Below are 17,039 nucleotides of genomic sequence, written 5' to 3'. Positions count from 1 at the left end.
GGTTCGCAGTGCCTACAAACCAGACGTTATGGGGACTCGAATCCTTCGACCCTCGACAAGCAGCGCCGGTGCATTTGGCAACTGACTTTCCGACAAACTGATCAATCGATCTCTTGGATCATTTTTTTCGAGAGCCGAAAGGAATTCAGCAAAATACTGCTCCGGGCGCGAAAGATTCATCTCGTCAAGCAAGATGATGTTGCACCGGTCCTTGTAGGCGCCAGTTTGCGCACGGTAGAGACCTTGCAGGCAGTCGCGCTCATAGAAGCGCTTCTCGAATGCGTTGTAGTGTCCTAGTAGGTCATCACGATCTCGCCATCCAGCCTGGACGGCAATGTCAGTGCAATGGCCGCCCATAGCCTTTGCGAACGCCTTCGCCAAGCTCGTTTTGCCTGTGCCGCTGATCCCCTGAAAGATGTGAAGCTGGCTCATGGCCAACCCTGCGATGAGCAACTGAATATCTTCGAGACGGAAATGCAGTGTTGCACCGTCCTCCGCTTGAGCGATCCTGTGCTGCAATTCAACCGAGAATTTTTTCAGATCAGGAACGTCCTGCTCCGGCAGGCTCAACTCCTTGGCCTTGCGATCCTTGATCCAGTCTGCATTAGATGCTGAATCCATCCATGCCATTTGTGGGAACGGCTTTTCGGATTGCTGTGACTGGGTCAGGTCATCCACCGTTTTGCCCAAGTCATTCAGCCTTGCACTCAAGATCTGATTGTTCTTTTCGAGGGCGCGCTTTTCTTTTTCCAGGTTCTCTTTGTCACTGACGCCGAGACGCAGGCGATGAAGCTGAGCCTTTGCATCAGCCAAATCCAACATGGACCTCATCGAGTTGAGCCTTTTGCTCATCACGAAGTTTTCGCAGCGCCTCGTTTTCAGATTTCAGCTGATCATCTTGACTGTTTGCAATTTGGTTCTCCAGCTGAGTGACTCGACGCTTGTGAGCAGCCAACTCGTCAAGAATCTCGCGTGCAGACCGTCCCGCCAATGCCTCTGAGAACTCGCGGTATTGCTCAAGTTTCTGTTCAGTCAATGTCCAATCGCGGTACAACCTTTTCGAGGCGAGCCTCAGCTCGTTGCCGGGCATCAGTCAATCTCGCAATTTCCTGGCTGGCCTCGCGTAGTGCATCTTCACGGATCTGCGTTCGTTCGCGTTCTAGCTCTTTCCACTCTGTATCCAGCCGTCGTTGCTGCTGCTGAAGACTCCTCTCCTTGTTTGCGCTCTCCGCTTCACGTTCCATCAGCTCCGAGGCGCGCGCAGACTCATCGTCACGTGCTTTTTGCTCCGCCTGATGGATGCCAAGTTGGATCTCTGTCTTCTTCGACTCTAGCTCCAGGATCTCTTTTTTGAGGTCACTGAGTGCCGCAACGTTTTGGGCGGCAAAACCGGAGCGTGCATCCAACTCCCGCTTTTCAAGTTCGCGCTCCTTATCAGCCAAACTCGATTCAGATTTTTTGATCTCAACTTGTCTTTGCTTCAACTCGTCGTCGAGTTTGTGGATCTCTTCAGTTCGTTTTTTGTTTTCATCACTTCGGCGGGAGAAAGCCTCTTCCTTGCGAGCGAGGTCATCCGTGCGCTTCTGAACATCTTCGTGTAGATCACGAATTCTCTTTGCGACATCGGAGATCTCCGCCAACAGCTTCTCAAGCTCGACTTTTTTCTCGGGCTCAGCTTTGTCCAACGCGCTGACCTGATCTTTGTCCAAGTCGGGTAGCGTCACGACGGAAGCATCACTTTGCACAAGCGATGCAATGGCGCCAATGCCAGTAGTTGCTTTCTGCCATGCCGACGCTACTGCACTTTGTGCAGTATTCGTGTGTTGCGCCGCTGGGGTTTTGTTCCCCTTATGGTGTTTTGCCATATCAATACCAGCCCTTAAAAATTTGAACCCATTCGATGACAAAGTCAGCGTATTCCATGGCGTCTTCTCGCTCGATTCTTTCGCCGCCAGAATGCCCTGCTTTTTTGTTTCGAGCGTCGGCCATATCAAGCAGGCGACTCAGTCGCAGTTCATCAGCGGATAGATTGAGGAAGGGATGGCCAACTTGATCCACCGTCCCTAGCAGTCCCGCAAAACACAACGCCTTGAGCGAACTGCTACCGCGTTTCACAGCAGTTCTCACCTGATCCAAGCGCTGTTCTGAAAGCCGCTTGATGACGTCATCTGTGAGACACGAAAGATTGAAAAACTGGAGGTAGTACTGAGCTTCCCCATCCTTCCAGTCCCGCTGATCTTTCCAATGGGGCAATCTCCTGATGTCAGCTGGATACGCTTTCAACAGCCACTGCAGCACACTTTCTGCCAAGTTATGAGTCTCAATGAGAAGACTAGTCACATCCTCCTGCCAAGACCTCTCCTGACCTGCGAGTAACGCTCTTCTTCTCAAAACGCTAGCGAGATATCCCTCAACAAGTGGCACCTTCCGTGACCAGCTGTAGTCCGCTAGCAGTGTCAAATCGATCTGGTTCTCCAGAGAACGCAGCCACTCCTCTGCCGACAAGTCGTTCGATCTTGTCTCACCTATTGCATCAGAGATGTAGCGCGCAAGACCATCGTTTCGCGGTAGGACTTCCTGTAATGGCTTGCGCAACCATGATGCAGCCTGCTGCAGCCCGAACGGGTCGGCAACCAGCCATGGTTGTGGCCCGGCCTCGTCCGGGAAGATCCAAGTCCACAACCACATGGGCTGCGCTGAGCTTTCGACAAAGCTCAGGCTCTCAATGCGGACACGTGTCGGAAGTTCGTCATCACGCTGCTTGGCGTGGTCGTGATCGGTCCGATAGCGCTCGAATGCATCAAAGAGCGCCCCCATGTCCAGTGCACTTTCCCGGAAGTGATTCAGGCGGAACGGTCGATCTTCTTTTCCAGAATCCAGATCACGCAGGAATATCGGGTAACCACGCTCATCGATTCTCTTCGCTTCAATCTCTGGCAATTCCTCCGTGAATCGAGGCAGCCAATTCCCCGAGATCGCATCTTGATACGCGTATCCCATGCGGACTTCCTCGCTGGCATCCTGAGCCTCTTCGAGAACACGCTCACCTTGAGCAGTAACTGCCCCCAAGGTAGTCATCCAGCCGTTGGGGATCAGTTGTGTCGCAATGATGAACGCCACGAGCTCTCGGTCTAGCCCCAGCAGTTCCGCCATTTCCGAGCTGTCCTGGCATCGAGCCCGTGCAAGTCCAAGGATCGCCTGCTGGAACAAATTCAGCTTCAGGACACGCTTTGTTGGATAAAGAACCTTCCAAACTCGAACAGGCCACAGAAACGGGCGCCCACCAGGGGGACGACGCACATCGAAGCGGAGATAGCGATCAGCGGCCATGTGCCATCTCCTCTCTGCAAAGCTTGAGGAACGCAGTCAGAGCCGGGACGCCTTCCTCGGACTCGGGGCCTTCAGCCATGCGTTGGTCACCAACGGCGACAAGGAGCTTCCTCTGGCGGCTCATCGCCACATTCAAGCGATTTGCCAAGCGCAAGTGACCATACTTACCGTTTAGCAATCGTTCACGCTCATCGCCTTCCTTTTGAGCGGGAACGACCACGTCGTTAGCTCGCACAATAGACAGGAAGACGACATCAAACTCTTTGCCCTGGAACGCGTCGACTGTGCCGACACGCAGTCGCTCATCACCTGCCTCAGTCTGCCGGTAGGATCGCGCGATCCGGATTTCACCGTCCTCTTCCTCTGCAAGGCCCTGGTCAGACGAGTGCATCAAGAATGAGGTCACATTGGGCGCGGTAGAAACTGATGACCCCAATACTCAGCGACGGCCCACAAGAATCTGCGATCCGCTTAACCTCTTTTGCAATCGCACTTGCCTCCGCCCGTCGCTCATAACCGGGTTTTAGGATTTTTCTTTCCCGTCCTGCAGAGGAACATCCAACCAAGCAGCACATTTGCCTTGGTAGCCAAGGAATCGTGTGAGCGAAATCCTGCGCAGGTCGTCCTGAGTGCAAGACGTCCAAGTCCCTCAGACTCATAGAACTGCCGGCTGATGAAGTCACCCAATGTCGGATGCATTCTGTACTGCGTATCGAGCATCACGACGCGCTTGATGGGGGTCGTCTCAGAAAACGGAAAATAAAGCACGCTAAGCCGGTTGCAGTGGCCGTAGCGGCCTGAACTTGCCCGCGCCGATCTTGGCGCTGCTGCGCCAGAGGTAATCGCCGGTCAGGTTGATGTGCTCCCAGCCCAGCGGCGACAGGTACTGCAACAGGCCGTCATCGACGGCTTGGCCGTGGCCACGCAGGGCGTTCGCGGCCCGTTCCAGATAGACCGTGTTCCACAGCACGATGGCGGCCGTCACCAGGTTGAGGCCGCTGGCCCGGTAGCGCTGCTGCTCGAAACTGCGGTCGCGGATTTCGCCCAGGCGGTTGAAGAACACGGCGCGGGCCAGCGCGTTGCGCGCCTCGCCCTTGTTCAGCCCGGCATGCACGCGGCGGCGCAGCTCGACGCTTTGCAGCCAGTCCAGGATGAACAGCGTGCGCTCGATGCGTCCCAGCTCGCGCAGCGCGACGGCCAGGCCGTTCTGGCGCGGGTAGCTGCCGAGCTTCCTGAGCATCAGCGAGGCCGTCACCGTGCCCTGCTTGATCGAGGTGGCCAGCCGCAGGATTTCATCCCAATGGGCGCGGACGTGCTTGATGTTGAGCGTGCCGCCGATCATCGGTTTCAGCGCGTCGTAGGCGGCATCGCCCTTCGGGATGTAGAGCTTGGTGTCGCCCAGGTCGCGGATGCGCGGCGCGAAGCGGAAGCCCAGCAGGTGCATCAGGCGAAGACGTGATCGGTGAAGCCTGCCGTGTCGGTGTAGTGCTCCTCGATCCGCAGGTCGGATTCGTGGTACAGCAGGCCGTCGAGCACGTAGGTCGAGTCGCGCACGCCGACGTTCACGACCTTGGTGTGGAACGGCGCGTACTGGTCGGAGATGTGGGTGTAGAACGTCCGCCCTGGGCTGCTGCCGTATTTCGGGTTGATGTGGCCGGTGCTCTCGGCCTTGCTGCCGGTGCGGAAGTTCTGGCCGTCCGACGATGACGTGGTGCCGTCGCCCCAATGCTCGGCGAAGGGATGGCGGAACTGCGCGTTGACCAGCTCGGCCAGCGCCGTCGAATAGGTTTCGTCGCGGATGTGCCAGGCTTGCAGCCAGGCCAGCTTGGCGTAGGTCGTGCCGGGGCACGACTCCGCCATCTTGGTCAGGCCCAGGTTGATCGCGTCGGCGAGGATCGTGGTCAGCAACAGGTTCTTGTCCTTGGCCAGGTCGCCCGATTTCAGGTGCGCGAAGTGCCGGGTGAAGCCCGTCCATTCGTCCACCTCCAGCAGCAATTCGGTGATCTTGACGTGCGGCAGGATCATCGCCGTCTGGTCGATCAGCGCCTGCGCGGTGTCGGGCACCGCCGCATCGAGCGGCGTGATCTTCAGGCCCGACTCGGTGATGATGGCGTCCGGCAGCTCGTTGGCCAGCGCCATGCGGTTGACGGTGGCGAGCTGCGTTTCCAGCAGCGTCAGCCGCTCATGCAGGTACTGGTCGCAGTCGGTGGCCACGGCCAGCGGCAATTCGCTGGCCTGCTTGAGGCTGGCGAATTTCGCGGGCGGCACCAGGTAGTCCTCGAAGTCCTTGAACTGGCGCGAGCCCTGCACCCAGATGTCGCCGGAGCGCAGCGCGTTCTTCAGCTCCGACAGCGCGCACAGTTCGTAGTAGCGCCGGTCGATGCCGGTGTCGGTCATCACCAGCTTCTGCCAGCGCGGCTTGATGAAGTCGGTCGGCGCGTCGGCGGGCACCTTGCGGGCGTTGTCGCTGTTCATGCCGCGCAGCACCTCGATGGCGTCGAGCACGTCCTTGGCGGCGGGCGCGGCCCGCAGCTTGAGCACGGCGAGGAATTCCGGCGCGTAGCGGCGCAGCGTGGCGTAGCTCTCGCCGATGCGGTGCAGGAAATCGAAGTCCTCGGGTTGCGCGAGCTTCTGCGCCTCGGTGACGCTCTCGGCGAAAGCATCCCAGGACATGACGGCCTCGATGGCGGCGAACGGATCGCGGCCCGCTTGCTTGGCCTCGATCAGCGCCTGGCCGATGCGCCCGAACAGCCGCACCTTGGCGTTGATCGCCTTGCCGGATGCCTGGAACTGCTGCTGATGCTTGTTCTTGGCGGCGTTGAACAGCTTGCCCAGGATGCGGTCATGCAGGTCGATGATTTCGTCGGTGACGGTGGCCATGCCCTCGATGGCGAGCGCCACCAGGGTGGCGTAGCGCCGCTGCGGCTCGAACTTGGCCAGGTCGGCGGGCGTCATCTGGCCGCCCTCGCGGGCGATCTTGAGCAGCCGGTTCTGGTGAACCAGCCGCTCGATGCCGGAAGGCAGGTCGAGCGCCTGCCACGCCTTGAGGCGTTCGATGTGTTCCAGCATGTGCCGCGAATTCGGCTTGACGGGTGACTGGCGCAGCCAGGCCAGCCAGGTCGTCTTGCCGTTGTCGCGGCGCTTGAGCAGATCGTCGAGGCGACGGCGATGCGCGTCCGACAGCGGTTCGGCCAAGGCGTCGTAGATGCGCCGGTTGGCGCGGGTGATCGCCTCGGCGCTCGCCCGCTCGACGGCGTTGAGGGCGGGCAGAATGACCGACTGCCGCCGCAGATGCTCGATCAAGGCGCTGGCCAGCACGATGCCCTTGTCGGTTTGCATGGCCAGCTCGGTCAGCAACTGGACGGCCTGCCGGTAGTGGCTCATGGTGAACGGCTGGAAGCCGAACACCGTTTGCAGCTCGACCAGGTGCTCGCGCCGGGTCTGCTCCCGCTGCCCGTACTCGTCCCAGCTTTCGATGCCGACCTTGAGCTGGTTGGCGACCAGTCTCAGCAAGGGCGGGAACGGCGGCTCATCAGCGCCAAGGATGACGCCGGGAAAGCGCAGGTAGCAGAGCTGCACCGCGAAGCCCAGCCGGTTGGCCGGGCCGCGCCGCTGCCGGATGATGGACAGGTCGCTTTCGCTGAACGTGTAGTGACGGATCAACTCATCCTTGGTGTCCGGCAACGCCAGCAGGCTTTCGCGCTCGGCGGCGGACAGGATCGAACGGCGGGGCATGCGGTTTCCTTCTTCTTGAAAACGTAGGTTTGTGACAAGCCCGCCAAGGCCCGGCGCGGCACGCGAAATCAAGGCATTGCGATTCTCGAAAATAGTTCTTGAAATTCTATTCTTGATTGCATATCATCTCAACGAGTTTCGATAAGAAAGGATGCCCATGCGACCGTCCGTTGTGCTTGACATGAAGCGAAGCGCGGTGCGTGAAGCAGTAGGCCGCTTTCGCACCGCGAACCCGCGCGTCTTCGGTTCGGTTCTGCATGGCACCGACCGGGATGGCAGCGACCTCGACCTGCTGGTCGATGCCTGCCCGGTGCCACGTTGTTGGACTTGGGCGATTTGGAAGAAGAACTGAAATCGCTGCTCGGCGTTGACGTCGATTTGCTGACCCCTGGCGACCTGCCGCCGAAAGTTCCGGGCCAAGGTGCTCGCGGAGGCGCAGCCGGTATGAGCGAGAACCGTCTGCCCGATTACCTCGACCACATCCAGCAGGCCGCAACCGATGCGTGCAGCTTCGTGGAAGGGATGGCCAAGGACGACTTCTTGGCCGACAAGCGCACCCAGCAGGCCGTCATCATGAGCCTTATCGTCATCGGCGAGGCTGCGACGAAGGTGATGGATGGCTACGCCGAGTTCACCCAGGCGCATGCCGACGTGCCGTGGCGCAGCATGCGCAATATGCGCAATCGCATGGCCCACGGCTATTTCGACATCAACCTCGATGTGGTGTGGGAGACGGTACAGCAATGGCTACCGGAATTGCTCAAGCAACTGCCAGCCGTGCGCCTGGATGCCAACGACCCCGCCGTCAAGGCTTACCCCCACGAAGAAGCCATGCAGGTGGTGCAGGAACGCATCGACCGGGCAAAAGGCAAGCCATGCTAATCGGTTATGCGCGCGTTTCCACGCAGGATCAGAACCTTGAGCTGCAACGTGAAGCCTTGGCCAAGGCCGGATGCCAAAAGGTCTTCGAGGATAAGGTGAGCGGCACACGGGCAGACCGTCCGGGCTTGGGCAAAACGCTCGAAATGCTGCGTGAGGGCGACACCTTGGTCGTCTGGAAGCTCGACCGGCTGGGCCGCTCGGTCAAGCAACTGGTCGATCTGGTCGGCGAGCTGCACAAGCAAGGCGTCCAGTTCAGGAGCCTCACCGACTCCATCGACACCGGCACGCCGTCCGGGCGCTTCTTCTTCCACGTCATGGCCAGCCTTGCCGAGATGGAACGTGAGCTGACCGTCGAGCGCACCCGTGCCGGACTGGAAGTTGCCAAGCAACTCGGCCGCAAAGGGGGCCGCAAGCCGAAGATGACCGACAGTAAGATCGAGTCGGCCAAGAAACTGCTGGCTAGCGGCGTGCCGCCGCGGGACGTGGCCAAGAACCTCGGCGTGTCCGTTCCGACGCTGTATCGCTGGGTGCCGGCGTCGCTACAAATCTAATGCTTATGAAATTTCAATGTCATTTTCTCTCTGTCCCTGTGGCGATACTCGGATGTGTTGGCCTCATCTGCACATCCGCATATGCCATGGATACGGGAATCCTCGACCTCGCTGTAACCCAAGAGGAGACCACGCTTCAGGCTAGGGTCGGAGTGGCGGTGATCGATACGGATTCCGGCCTGACGTGGCAGCATCGTGGCGACGAACGCTTCCCGCTGAACAGCACGCATAAAGCCTTTTCCTGCGCGGCCGTTCTGGCCCAGGCCGACCGCCACAAGCTGAACCTGGAGCAGGCGATACCGATCGAGCGCACAGCGCTGGTCACATACTCACCCGTGACGGAAAGGGTGCCACCTGGCGGCACGCTGACCCTGCGTGAGCTGTGCAGGGCCGCCGTCAGTATCAGTGACAACACAGCGGCCAATTTGGCGTTGGATGCAATCGGCGGGGCACGGACATTCACCGCGTTCATGCGGTCTATCGGTGACGATAAGACACGCCTGGATCGGCGAGAACCCGAACTCAACGAGGCCACGCCGGGGGATGCACGCGACACGACAACGCCAATTGCGGCAGCGCGGAGCCTGCAAACACTGTTGCTCGACGGTGTCCTCTCCGCTCCGGCTCGGAACGAACTGACACAATGGATGCTCGGGGATCAAGTTGCCGATGCCTTGCTACGCGCTGGCTTGCCGAGGGATTGGCAAATTGCGGACAAGTCGGGAGCAGGTGGTCACGGATCACGTTCCATAATCGCCGTTGTCTGGCCGCCCAAGCGTTCAGCCGTCATTGTGGCGATCTACATCACCCAAACCGCAGCGTCTATGTCGGCAAGCAACCAGGCGGTGTCCAGAATCGGATCAGCCTTAGCAAAGGCGTTGCAATGAGCGTTCCCGCCTCAGTGCACACTTAGCGTGCTTTATTTTCCGTTTTCTGAGACGACCCCTGCTACCGTCCGAACTCGCCAGCAGCGGCCCACCCGACGAGCCGGGACCAAGGACGTAGTTACTTGATTCGTACCAAGCGCCATTCGCTTTCACGGCGACCGAATTTTCGATCATCATGCCGGTCCCATCCGTCGGATAGCCTACAGCGTCCGCATAGATCAGACCGTTGTTATACCCGGATGACATGCCTAACCAGCCCAGCGTATTGCCAACCGCCCGATCGATACCAATGAGCGCCACATCCCATTGCGATTCTGTTGGTGTCATGGTGGCATTATTGGCGTCAGTAAAAGTACCGTCGGGCCATGCCGTAACCACATATTGGGTGTAGTCGACCACCGAGCCGTAACTCTCCCAACGCTGAGTTGTTGCGTTGTAATCAGCACCAAAGTTGAAGGAAAAGCTGGCTGCCCAGCCCCCTTTATCCGGGTTATAGACGCAGTGTGTTGCGGTCAGGATGTCGTTCTGCCCGACCAGCGTACAGGTGCCGATGGTTTTCGTGCCATCGGCCCAAGTGGTCCAGAGAAGCCCAATGTTGGAGTAAGGTTGCTGTGCTCGGAGTGCCGCACTCAGTTCAATAGCCAACGCTGTTCCTCCGAATGAAAAACATGCCACAAGCAAAAATTGAATTCACTAACCCTGAATTATATACAAAATGGGTATATAAACCATGAACGAACAGCCAATATCCTTAATTCGCCATGACCGAACAACGTGCGATATGCCATTAATATAAAAAATAGAATGGTTCTTGCTACTGAAGATCAAGGTCCAAGGTCGCGATTGGCCGACGTCCTGTCGGTGGAAGATCGGGCTGTACGACTGCTCGATTTAGTTACCTGCCGTTGGAACCCTGAAGTACGCAACGGCAGGATTGGGTTGCGGATTCAACCGGTGGATGCAACGGTTTGGTAAAAGCGTTGTGCCGGTGTTTCGTAGTTTAGTGTTTTCCGTGGGCGCTCATTCAGTTTCCGGGCAATGGCACTGAGTTTCGCTTGCGAATAGGGTGATAGGTCAATTCCCTTTGGGAAATACTGACGCAGCAGTCCATTGGTGTTCTCGTTTGTTCCACGTTGCCAAGGGTGATGTGGATCACAGAAATAGACTTGGATATCGGTCGCCAAAGTGAATCGTTTGTGGCCAGCCATTTCTTTGCCCCGGTCCCACGTCAGCGATTTGTAGAGTTCTTGTGGCAGTTTGCGAGCGTTCTTGATCAGGGCGTTGGTGACGGTCCCGGTGTCTTTTCCAGAGAGCTTGACCAGCATCAGGTAGCGCGACTGACGTTCGACGAGTGTCGCAATCTGACTATTCTTGCTGCCGCACAGCAGATCACCTTCCCAATGCCCCGGTACCGCCCGATCATCCGCCGTGGCTGGCCGTTCGCTGATTGATATGGCATCAACGATTCTGCCGTGGTCGCCGGTTTTTTGTGTGTGATGGCGAGAGCGACGCATGCTTCTCGTCCGCCGCAAATACGCCAGCAACTCCTTCTTCAGAGCGCCCCGGGTTTGAATATAGAGGGTGCGATAGATCGTCTCGTGTGACACCTGATTGCTCGCATTGTCTGGATAGGTCCGCTTGAGCCAGCCTGCGATCTGTTCTGGTGACCACAGCGAGTGCAGCTTATTTGCCACTATATGCGCCAGCGCAGGGTTTTCCGCTAGCTTGCAAGGTTTGGGACGATGCGCCCGAGTCCAGGTTGCCTGGTCGGCCTGAGTTGCTCGGTAGCATTCACGGCCACCATTGCGTTTGACTTCACGACTGACGGTGGAAGGTGCTCGTCCCAATTTCGCAGCGAGAGCACGGATTGAACACCCCGCGACCAAGCCTCGGGAAATCTCCTCCCGTTCAGAAAGCGTGAGTGAGCGTTTGGAGCGAGATCGGGGCGCCGGTGGAATGCCTCCTGTCTCGGCTAGGATTCGCTGAACCGATGAGTGGTTTCGATCAAATAACTGGGCGATTTTTTGAAGGGAGTCGCCCTTGCGCCAGCGTTCCCACATCAGCGCCTTCTGGCTATCCGTGTAATAGATCCGGGTTCTCTGCTTCATTGGCAACACTCCTTCTGCTCACGCAGTTAATAGTGTGTTGCATCCACCGGTTGAATCCGCAGTCGAAATCCGCCCTTCAAATGACGCTCGATCGCCGGCTATGTGATTGCTACGGTCAACCGGAAAAATTGCCCAAAATTGAAATTTTTAACCGAGCACCAAGGGCTGAACGGGCGCTTGTCTTTGCCTCTAAACCCCCGGCGGTAGTTTGCTGGCCATCATCTGCCGTCGATCCAGCTTGCGCCCGTCGACGATGAACTTTCCGTCACCCACCGCATGCAGCATGCGCTGCTCCTTGCGCTCGTCGTTGACGTAAGCCGCCAGCGCTTCGAGCACGACGATGTTGTGCCGCTCCACGATGTCGATGACCTTGCACTCGATGTTGGCGAGACATTCCGCGATCAGCGGCGGTTTGACGAAGCAGGCCGGAACCTGGGTGAGGCTGAATTTGGCGAACTTGTCGGCATCCGCGCCCGAGCAGGTGCCGATGCCGACTGCCGTGTCGAGCAGGTCCGCACCGGGAATTGCGATGACGCATTCGCGGTGCTGGCGCAGCGCGGCATAGGAGAAATTCCATTCGCCGGTGGTGATGGCGAACTGTGGGGTGAAGTCGAGCACCATGGTCCACGAAATGGTCATGATGTTGGCCTTGGCGCCGTCGTGCGTGGTGACGAGCACGACAGGCCCCGGCTCGATCAGCGTGAACACCTTGCTCAGTTCCAGTTCGCGCATGGGCGCACCTCCGATTGTCGTGCTTGGCTGTTTCGATGTTACTCGCCTCGCCGAGGCGTGCAATCCAGCTAACCGCCTAATACCCATGAACACCGACGTTGGGCGATGGCACAGTCGTGCAGCCATACCTTTCCCGTATCAACCCCAAATTACAACGGTATTGGACGGTATATCGCGCATCACGTTTAATTGATTTCACTTCATCGGGCGGCATTGCATGCGCATCCCGAGACGATCAATTTCAAGCGAGGGGCCATGGAGATACCCATCAATCAGTTCAAGCGCGCGCTACGCGCCGGCCGCGACCAGATCGGGCTGTGGCTTGGGCTGGGCGAAACTTTCAGCGCCGAAATCTGTGCCGGCGCCGGCTTCGACTGGTTGCTGATCGATGCCGAGCACGGCCCGAACGACCTGCGCAGCATTCTCTCGCAGCTGCAGGCGCTGGCACCCTACCCGACCCAGCCGGTGGTTCGTCCGCCGCAGGGCGACCATGTGCTGATCAAGCAGTTGCTGGAAACCGGCGTCCAGACGCTGTTGATTCCGATGGTCGAATCCGCCGCGCAGGCGCGCGGCCTGGTCGAGGCGATGCGCTATCCGCCGGCCGGCATTCGCGGCGTCGGCAGTGCGCTGGCCCGCGCCTCGCGCTGGGGGCGCATCGACAATTATTCCCAGGTGGCCAACGACCAGATGTGCCTGCTGGTGCAGGTCGAGACCAGGGCCGGCTATGAACAGCTGGACGACATTCTTGCCGTCGACGGCGTCGATGGCGTGTTTTTCGGCTCGGCCGACCTGGCCGCTTCGTACGGCTATCTCGGCCAAACGACCCACCCGGACATTGTCGGCGCCATCGAAAACGGTTTGAGCCGCACGCGGGCAGCCGGCAAGGCCGGCGGCGTGCTGTGCAGCGACCGGCAACTCAACGAGCGCTACATGCAGGCCGGGGCCAATTTTGTCGCCGTCGGCATCGACGCGTTGCTGCTAACCGCCGCGACCACGGCACTGTGCCAGAGCTACAAGCCGGAGGTGGCGCCGGCCGGTGTACCGGGATCGTACTGACCCCCTGATTTCGTAAACCAAAGCCATCGACGAATGGCCAATTCAATAACCAAAGGAGTAGACAATGGCAATGACTGGTGTTTTGCGCCCCGGACACGGGGCCATCCGCGTGCTCGACCTCGAAGAGGCCGTGCACCACTATCGCGACATCCTCGGCATGGTGGAAACCGGCCGGGACGCCCAGGGTCGCGTCTATCTGAAATGCTGGGACGAGCGCGACCACAACAGCGTGGTGCTGCGCCAGGCCGACCGCGCCGGCATCGATTTCTTCGGCTTCAAGGTGCTCGACAAGGCGACCCTTTACAAGCTGGAAGCCGACCTGCAGGCCTATGGCCTGAAGACCGAGCGCATCCCGGCCGGTGAAATGCTGGAAACCGGCGAGCGTGTTCGCTTCGAGCTGCCCTCCGGCCACCTGATCGAGCTTTATGCCGAGAAGAAGGCGGTCGGCAACGGCCTGCAGGTGCAGAACCCCGCCCCGTGGACCAAGGCTTCCGAGAACGGCATCGCGCCGGTGCGCCTCGACCACTGCCTGCTCTACGGCCCGAACATCGCCGAAGTGAAAAAGATCTTCACTGAAGTGCTCGGTTTCTACCTGGTCGAGCATGTGCTGGCACCGGACAACGAAAACAGCGCCGCCATCTGGCTGTCCTGCTCGCACAAGGTGCACGACATCGCCTTCGTCGAGCACCCGGAGCCGGGCAAACTGCACCATCTCTCCTTCCTGCTCGACACCTGGGAAGAAGTGCTGCGCGCCAGCGACATCATGTCGATGAACAACGTGCCCATCGACATCGGCCCGACCCGCCACGGCATCACCCGCGGCTGCACCATCTACGCATTTGACCCGTCCGGCAACCGTTTCGAGACCTTCATGGGCGGCTACCAGCCTTACCCCGACTACGAGCCGACAACCTGGACCTTCGACGGCCTGGGCGCCGGCGGCGGGCTGGACTACCCGCAACGCAAGCTGCACGAATCCTTCCTCACCGTCGTGACCTGATACCGCCGCGTATCAAGCACGTCGCCCCGCATTCCCCCGTCGGCGGGAATCCACGAGGTTTGCCCTCGGGATTCCCGCCAACGAGGGAAGCCTGAACTTGAACCCCTGGAACATGCCATGAGCCAGACGCAACGCATCCACCATTTCATCAACGGCGAATTCACCGCTTCGCCCGATGCCCGCTATTTCGACAAACGCTCGCCGGTTGACGGCAGCGTCATCGCCCACATCGCCGAGGCCGGCCAGGCCGAGGTCAATGCCGCCGTGACCGCCGCCCGCGCGGCACTGAAGGGCGAATGGGGCAAGCTGAGCACCGACCAGCGCGTCGACCTGCTCGATGGCGTGGCCAATGAAATCACCCGCCGCTTCGATGACTTTGTTGCCGCCGAAATGGCCGACACCGGCCAGCCGTCGCACGTCAGACGCACGTTTTCATCCCGCGCGGCGCGGCCAACTTCAAGGTTTTCGCCGACGTGATCAAGAACGTGCCGCCGAATCCTTCCGTATGGCGACGCCGGACGGCAAGGGCGCGCTCAACTACGCGATCCGCGTGCCCCAAGGGCGTGATCGGCGTCATCTCGCCGTGGAACGCGCCTTTCCTGCTGATGACCTGGAAGGTCGGCCCGGCGCTGGCCTGCGGCAACACCGTGGTGGTCAAGCCTTCCGAGGAAACCCCGCTGACCGCGACCCTGCTTGGCGAGGTGATGAACGCGGTCGGCATTCCCAAGGGCGTCTACAACGTGGTGCAACGGCTTCGGCCCGATTCGGCCGGCGAGTTCCTGACCCGCACCCGAAGGTCGATGCCATCACCTTCACCGGCGAAACGCGCACCGGCACGGCCATCATGAAGAACGCCGCCGAAGGCATGCGCGACGTGTCCTTCGAGCTGGGCGGCAAGAACGCCGGCATCGTCTTTCGCCGACTGCAACTTCGAGGCGCGGTCGACGGCATCTTCCGCTCCGCCTTCCTCAACACCGGGCAGGTGTGCCTGGGCACCGAGCGCGTTTACGTCGAGCGCCCGATCTTCGAGCGCTTCGTTGCCGGCTGAAAACCAAGGTCGAGGCCGTGAAACTACGGTCGACCGGAAAATCATGCCAATAACTATGGCCCGCTGATCAGCCAGGAGCACCGCGACAAGGTGCTGTCCTATTACCAGCGGCGATGGACGAAGGCGCCACGCTGGTCACCGGCGGCGGCGTGCCCGAGATGCCGGCCGAACTGGCCGGCGGCAGCTGGGTGCAGCCGACCATCTGGACCGGCCTGCCCGAGGACCGCTGCGGTCGTGCGCGAGGAAATCTTCGGCCCGTGCTGCCACATCCGCCCCTTCGACAACGAGACGAAGTCATCGAACTGGCCAACGCCAACGACTACGGCCTGGCGACCACGATCTGGACCGACAACCTGTCGCGCGCCCACCGCGTGGCCGAACGTATCGAAGTTGGCATCACCTGGGTGAACAGCTGGTTCCTGCGCGACCTGCGCACGCCCTTCGGCGGCTCCAAGCAATCCGGCATCGGCCGCGAAGGCGGCGTGCATTCGCTCGAGTTCTACACCGAGACCCGCAACGTCTGCATCAAGCTCTAAACCCAAGAGGCCACCATGAAGAAGATCCGATGCGCCCTGATCGGCTCCGGCAACATCGGCACCGACCTGATTTACAAGATCCAGCGCAGCCCCGTGCTGGAGCCGGTGTGGATGGTCGGCATCGACCCCGAATCCGAAGGCCTGCCCGCGCCCGCGAGATGGGCCTGAAGACCACCGCCGCCGGCGTGGACGGCCTGCTGCCGCACGTGCTGGAAGACAACATCCAGATCGCCTTCGACGCCACCAGCGCCTACGTGCATGCCGAGAACTCGCGCAAGCTGAACGCGCTGGGCGTGATGATGATCGACCTGACGCCGGCGGCCATCGGCCCGCTGTGCGTGCCGCCGGTGAACCTGCGCGAGCACGCCGAGAAGGTGGAGATGAACGTCAACATGATCTCCTGCGCCGGGCCAGGCGACGATCCCCATCGTCAACGCCGTATCGCGCGTGCAGAGGTGGAGCTACGGCGAGATCGTCGCCAGCCTGGCCTCCAAGTCCATCGGCCCGGGCACCCGCGCCAACCTCGACGAGTTCACCTACACCACCTCCAACGCCATCGAAGTGGTCGGCGGCGCGCGCAAGGGCAAGGCGCTGGCGATCATCAACCCGGCCGAGCCGCCGATGATCATGCGCAACACCATCTCCTGCCTGACCGACGAGGAGCCGGACGAGCCGCAAGCATCATCGAATCGGTGCTGGCGATGATCAAGGAAGTGCAGAAGTACGTGCCCGGCTACCGCCTGGTCAACGGCCCGCTGTTCGACGGCAAGCGCGTGCACCGTCTTCATGGAAGTGGCCGGCCTGGGCGACTACCTGCCCAAGTACGCCGGCAACCTCGACATCATGACCGCCGCCGCCTGCCGCACCGCCGAGATGTTCGCCGAGGAAATCCTGGCCGGCACCATCCAGCTCAAGCCCGTGGAGGCCTGGCAGGGGAGAACATGACGTGACAGCCTGAATCTCAAAGGGCCGCAAGGTCATCCTGCACGACATGTGCCTGCGCGACGGCATGCACGCCAAGCGCGAGCAGATCAGCGTCGAGCAGATGGTCAAGGTCGCCACCGCCCTGGACGAGGCCGGCGTGCCCTACATCCAGGTCACGCACGGCGCCGGCCTGGGCGGCAATTCGCTGCAGCACGGCTTTGCGCCACACAGCAACGAGGAATACATCTGC

General features: G+C 60.1%; 17 protein-coding genes and 4 pseudogenes. 10 read left to right on the top strand and 11 right to left on the bottom strand.

The genetic code is table 11. From position 1 onward, the window contains the following. Positions 1-12: 12 nt before the first annotated feature. The 7 genes and pseudogenes from V5B44_RS05170 to V5B44_RS05145 all read right to left on the bottom strand — a co-directional run bounded on the left by V5B44_RS05170 (position 13) and on the right by V5B44_RS05145 (position 7,065). Positions 13-822, bottom strand: coding sequence for an AAA family ATPase (locus tag V5B44_RS05170; protein ID WP_332358040.1), 810 nt, complete (start codon positions 820-822; stop codon positions 13-15). Next, positions 806-1,036: a hypothetical protein gene (locus V5B44_RS05165; protein ID WP_332358039.1), complete on the bottom strand. Its 231-nt coding sequence runs from the start codon at positions 1,034-1,036 to the stop codon at positions 806-808. The genes V5B44_RS05170 and V5B44_RS05165 overlap by 17 nt, the downstream gene beginning before the upstream one ends. Further along, on the bottom strand, positions 1,029-1,865 hold the full coding sequence (locus V5B44_RS05160; protein WP_332358038.1) for a hypothetical protein: 837 nt from the start codon (positions 1,863-1,865) through the stop codon (positions 1,029-1,031). The genes V5B44_RS05165 and V5B44_RS05160 overlap by 8 nt, the downstream gene beginning before the upstream one ends. Position 1,866: 1 nt before the next feature. Beyond that, a complete protein-coding gene (locus V5B44_RS05155) occupies positions 1,867-3,330 on the bottom strand; it encodes a hypothetical protein (protein WP_332358037.1) in 1,464 nt (487 codons plus the stop codon). Then, complete coding sequence (locus tag V5B44_RS05150; RefSeq protein ID WP_332358036.1) at positions 3,320-3,721, bottom strand: C-terminal helicase domain-containing protein; 402 nt, start codon at positions 3,719-3,721, stop codon at positions 3,320-3,322. The genes V5B44_RS05155 and V5B44_RS05150 overlap by 11 nt, the downstream gene beginning before the upstream one ends. Before the next feature lie 119 nt (positions 3,722-3,840). Then, entirely contained in the window at positions 3,841-4,029 is a 189-nt protein-coding gene (locus tag V5B44_RS26575) for a hypothetical protein (protein ID WP_434735415.1), read from the bottom strand. 70 nt (positions 4,030-4,099) lie between these two features. After that, positions 4,100-7,065 (bottom strand): annotated as a pseudogene (locus tag V5B44_RS05145) (Tn3 family transposase). Between the two features lie 157 nt (positions 7,066-7,222). Between V5B44_RS05145 and V5B44_RS05140 the strand changes: the two are divergent. From V5B44_RS05140 to bla, 4 genes and pseudogenes are all read left to right on the top strand, one after another. After that, positions 7,223-7,513: pseudogene (locus V5B44_RS05140) on the top strand (nucleotidyltransferase family protein). Further along, positions 7,510-7,947 carry a HepT-like ribonuclease domain-containing protein gene (locus V5B44_RS05135; protein ID WP_332358035.1) on the top strand — a complete coding sequence of 146 codons (438 nt, stop codon included), beginning with the start codon at positions 7,510-7,512 and terminating at the stop codon, positions 7,945-7,947. The pseudogene V5B44_RS05140 and the gene V5B44_RS05135 overlap by 4 nt, the downstream one beginning before the upstream one ends. After that, on the top strand, positions 7,941-8,498 hold the full coding sequence (locus tag V5B44_RS05130) for a recombinase family protein (protein WP_332358034.1): 558 nt from the start codon (positions 7,941-7,943) through the stop codon (positions 8,496-8,498). Before V5B44_RS05135 ends, V5B44_RS05130 begins: the two co-directional genes overlap by 7 nt. Before the next feature lie 5 nt (positions 8,499-8,503). Beyond that, positions 8,504-9,385 (top strand): class A beta-lactamase, encoded by an 882-nt coding sequence (gene bla / locus V5B44_RS05125; protein WP_011270171.1) that lies wholly within the window; start codon positions 8,504-8,506, stop codon positions 9,383-9,385. Here bla and V5B44_RS05120 read toward each other — a convergent pair. The 3 genes from V5B44_RS05120 to V5B44_RS05110 form a co-directional block, all read right to left on the bottom strand. Next, on the bottom strand, positions 9,365-10,030 hold the full coding sequence (locus tag V5B44_RS05120; RefSeq protein WP_332358033.1) for a trypsin-like serine peptidase: 666 nt from the start codon (positions 10,028-10,030) through the stop codon (positions 9,365-9,367). The two genes, bla and V5B44_RS05120, sit on opposite strands and share 21 nt — an antisense overlap. 302 nt (positions 10,031-10,332) lie before the next feature. Continuing rightward, positions 10,333-11,493: an IS30 family transposase gene (locus V5B44_RS05115; protein ID WP_332358032.1), complete on the bottom strand. Its 1,161-nt coding sequence runs from the start codon at positions 11,491-11,493 to the stop codon at positions 10,333-10,335. 189 nt (positions 11,494-11,682) lie between these two features. Then, the gene (locus tag V5B44_RS05110) at positions 11,683-12,225 is read right to left on the bottom strand and encodes a flavin reductase family protein (RefSeq protein ID WP_332358031.1); all 543 of its coding nucleotides are present in this window, start codon (positions 12,223-12,225) and stop codon (positions 11,683-11,685) included. 255 nt (positions 12,226-12,480) lie between these two features. Between V5B44_RS05110 and hpaI the strand changes: the two genes are divergently transcribed. The 6 genes and pseudogenes from hpaI (at position 12,481) to V5B44_RS05080 (ending at position 16,810) form a co-directional block, all read left to right on the top strand. Then, positions 12,481-13,281 (top strand): 4-hydroxy-2-oxoheptanedioate aldolase, encoded by an 801-nt coding sequence (gene hpaI / locus V5B44_RS05105; protein WP_332358030.1) that lies wholly within the window; start codon positions 12,481-12,483, stop codon positions 13,279-13,281. A 64-nt stretch (positions 13,282-13,345) separates the two neighbouring features. Beyond that, positions 13,346-14,281, top strand: a complete 936-nt coding sequence (locus V5B44_RS05100) for a catechol 2,3-dioxygenase (RefSeq protein ID WP_332358029.1) — start codon at positions 13,346-13,348, stop codon at positions 14,279-14,281. Between the two features lie 117 nt (positions 14,282-14,398). Continuing rightward, a complete protein-coding gene (locus V5B44_RS05095) occupies positions 14,399-14,758 on the top strand; it encodes an aldehyde dehydrogenase family protein (protein ID WP_332358028.1) in 360 nt (119 codons plus the stop codon). Then, a pseudogene (locus V5B44_RS05090) lies at positions 14,755-15,329 on the top strand (aldehyde dehydrogenase family protein). Before V5B44_RS05095 ends, V5B44_RS05090 begins: the two are co-directional and overlap by 4 nt. 113 nt (positions 15,330-15,442) lie before the next feature. Beyond that, positions 15,443-15,865: an aldehyde dehydrogenase family protein gene (locus tag V5B44_RS05085; RefSeq protein WP_332358027.1), complete on the top strand. Its 423-nt coding sequence runs from the start codon at positions 15,443-15,445 to the stop codon at positions 15,863-15,865. Positions 15,866-15,880: 15 nt separating this feature from the next. After that, positions 15,881-16,810, top strand: a pseudogene (locus tag V5B44_RS05080) (acetaldehyde dehydrogenase (acetylating)). Between the two features lie 16 nt (positions 16,811-16,826). Here V5B44_RS05080 and V5B44_RS26570 read toward each other — a convergent pair. Further along, positions 16,827-17,003 carry a hypothetical protein gene (locus V5B44_RS26570; RefSeq protein WP_434735408.1) on the bottom strand — a complete coding sequence of 59 codons (177 nt, stop codon included), beginning with the start codon at positions 17,001-17,003 and terminating at the stop codon, positions 16,827-16,829. Positions 17,004-17,039 lie beyond the last annotated feature (36 nt).

The sequence above is a fragment of the Candidatus Accumulibacter necessarius genome, from assembly GCF_036625085.1.
The sequence above is the reverse complement of the archived record's forward strand: the minus strand, read 5'-3'. Positions and strand labels throughout refer to the sequence as shown.